The 5,809-nt window shown below is 62.9% G+C and carries 8 protein-coding genes and 1 other RNA gene; 3 read left to right on the top strand and 6 right to left on the bottom strand.

The features are described 5' to 3' along the window. Window positions 1-180: 180 nt before the first annotated feature. The 6 genes from rpiA to VMA74_RS16190 all read right to left on the bottom strand — a co-directional run bounded on the left by rpiA (window position 181) and on the right by VMA74_RS16190 (window position 2,779). The gene (gene rpiA / locus VMA74_RS16215; RefSeq protein ID WP_325368804.1) at window positions 181-819 is read right to left on the bottom strand and encodes a ribose-5-phosphate isomerase RpiA; all 639 of its coding nucleotides are present in this window, start codon (window positions 817-819) and stop codon (window positions 181-183) included. 59 nt (window positions 820-878) lie between these two features. Beyond that, window positions 879-1,331 carry an EVE domain-containing protein gene (locus VMA74_RS16210; RefSeq protein WP_325368802.1) on the bottom strand — a complete coding sequence of 151 codons (453 nt, stop codon included), beginning with the start codon at window positions 1,329-1,331 and terminating at the stop codon, window positions 879-881. Then, window positions 1,328-1,945, bottom strand: a complete 618-nt coding sequence (locus VMA74_RS16205) for a 5-formyltetrahydrofolate cyclo-ligase (RefSeq protein WP_325368800.1) — start codon at window positions 1,943-1,945, stop codon at window positions 1,328-1,330. The genes VMA74_RS16210 and VMA74_RS16205 overlap by 4 nt, the downstream gene beginning before the upstream one ends. A gap of 87 nt (window positions 1,946-2,032) precedes the next feature. After that, window positions 2,033-2,219, bottom strand: a non-coding RNA gene (gene ssrS / locus VMA74_RS16200) — 6S RNA. A gap of 7 nt (window positions 2,220-2,226) precedes the next feature. Further along, complete coding sequence (locus tag VMA74_RS16195) at window positions 2,227-2,562, bottom strand: cell division protein ZapA (protein ID WP_325368798.1); 336 nt, start codon at window positions 2,560-2,562, stop codon at window positions 2,227-2,229. After that, window positions 2,555-2,779, bottom strand: coding sequence for a TIGR02449 family protein (locus VMA74_RS16190; RefSeq protein ID WP_325368796.1), 225 nt, complete (start codon window positions 2,777-2,779; stop codon window positions 2,555-2,557). Before VMA74_RS16190 ends, VMA74_RS16195 begins: the two co-directional genes overlap by 8 nt. Window positions 2,780-2,879: 100 nt before the next feature. Between VMA74_RS16190 and VMA74_RS16185 the strand changes: the two genes are divergently transcribed. The 3 genes from VMA74_RS16185 to VMA74_RS16175 form a co-directional block, all read left to right on the top strand. Then, window positions 2,880-3,443, top strand: coding sequence for a UPF0149 family protein (locus VMA74_RS16185; RefSeq protein WP_325368794.1), 564 nt, complete (start codon window positions 2,880-2,882; stop codon window positions 3,441-3,443). Next, the gene (locus VMA74_RS16180; protein ID WP_325368792.1) at window positions 3,401-4,750 is read left to right on the top strand and encodes an aminopeptidase P N-terminal domain-containing protein; all 1,350 of its coding nucleotides are present in this window, start codon (window positions 3,401-3,403) and stop codon (window positions 4,748-4,750) included. Before VMA74_RS16185 ends, VMA74_RS16180 begins: the two co-directional genes overlap by 43 nt. Window positions 4,751-4,925: 175 nt before the next feature. Next, a partial coding sequence (locus VMA74_RS16175) for an alkaline phosphatase family protein (protein ID WP_325368790.1) occupies window positions 4,926-5,809 on the top strand: 884 nt, incomplete at its 3' end.

The following is a 5,809-nucleotide window of genomic DNA, read 5'->3' as shown; positions in this document are numbered from 1 at the left end:
AGCAAAAATCAGTGCGCAGCCCAATACAAATAGGCCCGCGCCGCCACAGTAGCCAACGACTTCAGCGGCCACGGCAGCATGCGCATGATCTGGTAGATGTCAGCGCGTTCCATGCTGCGTGCCATGCCGCCTGTTACATCACCTTTCTTCTTGGCACGCGTTCCTTCAAGCCCGCATCCGTCACATCAACTTGTCGCCGACCAGCACCACATCGGCCGGACGCCGTGCGAACAGTCCGACCGTGACAATGCCTGGAATCTGATTGAGCTCGCTCTCCAACGCCACCGGATCGGCAATCTGCCAGCCGTGCACGTCGATCACCCAGTTGCCGTTGTCGGTCACCACGCCATCGCGCCATACCGGATTGCCGCCACGCTTGACGATCTCGCGGCCGACCAGACTGCGGGCCATCGGGATCACTTCGATCGGCAACGGGAATTTGCCGAGCAGGTTGACGCGCTTGCTGGAGTCGATGATGCAGACGAATTTCTGCGCGGCTTCGGCGATGATTTTTTCGCGGGTGAGCGCAGCGCCGCCACCTTTGATCAGGCGCTTGTGCGGATCGCATTCGTCGGCACCGTCGACGTACAGCGCCAGCGGACCGGTGGCGTTGAGGTCGAACACGGGGATGCCGTGTTTTTTCAATTGCGCGGTAGATTGTTCGGAGCTGGATACGGCGCCTTGGATGCGGTCCTTGATGGCGGCCAGTGCATCGATGAAGAAGGCGACGGTGGAGCCGGTGCCGACGCCGACGATGGCGCCGTCTTCCACGTACTTGATGGCCGCTTCGCCGGCTAGGCGCTTTTCGTCGTTGCTCATGGTTTTGTCCTGGGAGGCGAAGTATCGAGAGGATGGTTTTTGCGTGAGGGTGTCCGGAGTTATTCCAGATCCAGAATGTACTTCCACTCCGCCGCATCCACCGGCATCACCGACAGGCGATTGCCTTTGCGCAGCAGGGTCATGCCTTCCAGCTTGGGGTGCTGCTTCAGTTCATCCAGCGTGACCACGCGCTTGAGCTTCTTGACGAACTTTACGTCCACCAGCATCCAGCGCGGGTTGTCGCGCGAGCTGGCCGGGTCGAAGTACTTGCTCTTGGGGTCGAACTGGGTGGGGTCGGGATACGCATCGCTGGCCACTTCGGCGATGCCGGCAATGCCTGGTTCGGTGCAATTGGAGTGGTAGAAGAACACGCCGTCGCCCACGCGCATGTCGTCGCGCATGAAATTGCGCGCCTGATAATTGCGTACGCCGTCCCAGGCTTCGTGTTTCTTGCGCTTGAGGTCGTCGATGGAGAACGTGTCCGGCTCCGACTTCATCAGCCAATACTTCATGCGCTTTGGTCTCCTGGCGTGTCCGCGCGGCAGTCGATAAGTTCGCGATCCGTGGCGATGAAGTCCAGCGAGACATCCCAGCGCTCGGGTGCGATATCCGGCAGCTCCTGGAAATCGTAGGCGATGCCCACCAGCAGCGGCTCGGTGGGGCGCAGCTGATCCTTGAGGAAGGCAAAACTGCGGTCGTAATAGCCGCCGCCGTAGCCCAGGCGGTTGCCGCGGCGGTCGAAGGCAAGCAAGGGTACGAACACCAGGTCGAGCTGGAACGGGGCGAACCATTCGCGCGGTGTCACCGGTTCCGGGATGCCGAAGCGGTTGGGTTGGACCGGGTCGCCTGCCGCCCACGGAGCGAAGCGCAGCAGGTTGTCCTGGCCGATCAACGGCAGCAGGAATTGCTGCCCGCGCGTGGCCAGGGGCGGAATCACCAGGTTGAGCGGCAGTTCGCCGTCGCAGGCCCAATAACCGGCAACGCGCGTGTCCGTATGGTATTCGGGGAGAAGCTCCAGGCTGCGGCGCAGGCCTTGGGTGGCGGCAATGCGTTGGGGGGCGGAGAGGGCGCGGCGGCGTTCGGCCAGGCGCTGGCGTAATTCACGACGTCGTGCGGCGGTGTCCACGTCGCGCGTCTCCTCAGGATGGGGGTGTGTCCCGGCGCCCCCGTAGGCCTGGATGCCGGGTGAAGGCATCCAGGCTGGCATGGGGTGGCGTAAACCGCGATGCCGCTGCCCACCAAACGACCTTGATCCAAATGGGATCAGGTGGGAGGGAAATTAAGGCCTCGAGGCTTTCCGCACGCGGCGGACATGCACAACAGCCTTAAGTAACCGTCCCGGGTCGTATATAGGAACAAGGCAATATGTAAGAGTGTGCTGGCGCACACCGCAGAAAACGCCGAGGTCTATTTTAGTGGCGCGTCGAGTGCGGCTTCAAGCTTGCGGCGCAATGCAGCCAAACCTTCGGCGATGTCAGGTTCAGCCGCGTTGTGAGTCACATGGCTGGCACGCTTCTGCAATTGCAGGTACTCGTGCGTGATGCTGATCGCCGCCAGCACCGCCAGGCGGTCGAAGCCGGGCGTCTTGGCGTGCGTGCGCAAGTCGCGCATCTTGCGGTCGAGAAAGCTGGCCGCTTCCAGCAAGCCGTCGCGCTCTTCCGGCGGGCAGGCAATCAGGAATTCGCGATCGATCAGGCGCAGCGAAACCGGTTCGTTGGTGGACATGCTGATGACGTCAGCCATTGTTCTCGAGCGCCTTCAATCGTTGAATCATCGCTTCGACCCGGCTGCGCGCCTGCTCGTTGCGCGCCAGCAGGTTTGCGCGCTCGCTCGCCAGTTGCTCCTGGCTATGGCGCAGGCTGCGGTTTTCTTCGCTCAAGCGATGGACGTGTTCGAGCAGCCGATCAAGCTGCTGACTCAGGGCGGCAAGCTCGTGCTGGGCGGCGTCGGGTGTGTTCATGGCGGAAACTATATCAGGACGTCAGCGGAAATCTGCGGCCTGGATGGCCCAACTGGAATGGTGCATTAAACTTGCTGCTTGAACGTTAACGGAGAGCGCGATGGCCGCCCCAGACTCCATCGGTTACGACGAACTGGACGACGTCGTCGTGCACTTGCGATTGTCCATCCCGGCCAGTGAGTTACACGGTTCCCTGTGTGGCTTGCTGGCGGCCAACGGCAGGCCGGGCAGGCGGGCCGTGCTGAACGCCCTGCATCTCGAAGCCGGCAGCGACAGCGCATCCGAGCACGACCAGGACATGCTCGATCAACTGGCCCGCCAAAGCGAAGCGGAACTGGCCGATCCTGAACTCGGCTTCGAACCGTTGCTGCCTGCGGACGATCGCCCCCTGCCGGAACGCGCCGACGCCCTGGTGGACTGGTGCCGTGGTTTCCTGGGCGGTTTCGGCTTGGGTGGGACGGATGCGCATGGGCGGCTGTCCGAGGAAGGCCGCGAGATCCTTGGCGATCTCAGCGCCATTGCGTCCTCGTCGCTGGATTTTGGCAGCGACGACGAAGACGAGGACGCCCTGATCGAAGTGCACGAATTCGTGCGCATGGGCGCCATGCTGCTGTTCACTGAATGCCATCTTCCCCACCAGGCCGCCAACGGCACCTTGCATTGAACATCGCTCCCGAGGAATTCGCGCGGCGCCGCCGCCAGCTGATGAAAATGGCTGGGGAAGACGCGGTGGTGCTGATCGCCACCGCGCCCGAGCGCATGCGCAATGCCGATGCGGCGTGGCCCTATCGCCAGGATTCGGATTTCCATTACCTGTCCGGCTTTCCCGAGCCTGACGCGGTGCTGGCGCTGTTGCCCGGCCGCCAGCATGGCGAGGTCGTGCTGTTCTGCCGCGAACGCGACGCGGAACGCGAACGTTGGCATGGGGAATTGGTGGGGACCGAACGCGCCGTCGCCGACTACGGTATGGACGATGCGTTCCCTATCGACGATATCGACGACATCTTGCCGGGCATGATCGAAGGCCGCGCGCGCGTCTACTGCCACTTCGGCCGCGAGCCGCAATTCGATGCGCAATTGCTGGGCTGGATGCGCCGTTTGCGGCAACTGCGCGGCGGCGGCGTGGTGCCGAAAGAATTCGTGTCGCTCGGCCATCTGCTGCACGACCTGCGGCTGTACAAATCGCGCGCAGAGCTGAAGCTGATGCGCGCGTCGGCGGCCATTGCCGTGGAGGCGCATCGTGCCGCCATGGCCATGGCGCGCGCCGGCCGGCACGAATATGAAGTGGAAGCCGAACTCTTGCGCATGATGCGCAGCCGCGGTGCCGTGGCAGCCTTTCCGCCCATCGTAGCCGGTGGCGTGAATGCCTGCGCCATGCATTACCAGGCCAATCGTGCGGTATTGAAGAATGGCGATTTGCTCTTGATCGATGCCGGTGCGGAGCTGGAATGCTATGCGTCGGACATCAGCCGCAGTTTTCCGATCAGCGGACGTTTCAGCCGCGAGCAGCGCGCGCTGTATGAAATCGTGCTTACCGCGCAGGAGGCGGCGATCGACGAGGTGATGCCTGGGCGCTCCTACAGCACGGCGCATGACGTGGCGGTGCATGTCATTACCGAGGGTCTGTGCGCGCTCGGGCTGATCAAGGGCGATCCGGCCGAAGCCATCCTGCAAGGCAGCTACAAGCGGTTTTTCCCAGCCAAGACCAGTCATTGGCTGGGGCTGGACGTGCATGACGTGGGGGATTATCGCGTCGATGGCGAGCCGCGCATGCTGGAGCCCGGCATGGTGCTGACAGTGGAGCCCGGCATCTACATTGCGCCCGACGATATGACGGTGCCGGAAGCGTGGCGCGGTATCGGCATTCGCATTGAGGACGATGTGGCGGTGACGCGCGATGGCCATGATGTGCTGACGGCAGACGTTCCGAAGCAGCCGGAGGAGATCGAGGCGGTGCTGGCGGCGCGTTGAGATTGATGGCGAGCGGCAGGATGTCGACGATAGGTGAACAAATCACTGCCGCGCATTTCTCGATGAGTGTGATCCACCGCCAACTTCCCCACGCAGTCCCACGAATGTCGCACGCCTGCAACCTTGACGCTCCAGCATCGCGCCGCGTGACCCCCGCACAAACAAGGAACGCAGCATGTCCTCGATGAGCCGTCGCCGATTTCTGCAATTGCTGGGCAGCACGTCGCTGGCCTCGATGCTTCCTGTCAGCATCGCGCGCGCGTTGGAGATTCCTGCCAATCGGCGCAAAGGCACGCTCGAAGACGTCGAGCATATGGTGGTGCTGATGCAGGAAAACCGCTCCTTCGACCATTACTTCGGTGCGCTGAAGGGCGTGCGCGGGTTTGGCGATCCGCACCCGGTGAACCTCACCTCCGGCAAGGCCATCTGGTACCAGCCTGACGGCGCCGGCTATGTGCTGCCGTTCCATCCCACGGCGCCGGATCTGGGCTTGCAGTTCCTCGAAGATCTCGCGCACGACTGGACCAGTACGCATGCGGCCTGGAATGCCGGCCAGTACGACCAATGGGTGCCCAGCAAAGGCACCACCACCATGGCGTATCTCACGCGCGAGGACATTCCGTTCCACTATGCGCTTGCCGATGCGTTCACCATTTGCGATGCGTATCACTGCTCGATCATGGGCCCGACCGATCCGAACCGTTATTACATGTGGACGGGTTGGGTGGGCAACGACGGCAGCGGCGGCGGTCCGGTGATCGACAACGCGGAAGCAGGCTACGGCTGGTCCACCTACCCCGAGGCGCTGCAGCAGGCGGGCATTTCCTGGAAGATTTACCAGGACGCCGGCACCGGCCTGGACGCTGCCGGTTTCTGGGGTTGGACCGACGATGCCTATATCGGCAACTACGGCGACAATTCGCTGCTGTATTTCAACCAGTATCGCAACGCGCAGCCAGACAGCCCGCTCTATCAGGGTGCACGGACCGGCACGAACATTGCGGCCGGCGGCACGCTGTTCGACGAGTTGCGCCGCGACGTCCTCGACAACAAGCTGCC

It is taken from the genome of Dyella sp. (assembly GCF_035508675.1).
GTDB lineage: Bacteria > Pseudomonadota > Gammaproteobacteria > Xanthomonadales > Rhodanobacteraceae > Dyella_B.
The sequence above is the reverse complement of the archived record's forward strand: the minus strand, read 5'-3'. Positions and strand labels throughout refer to the sequence as shown.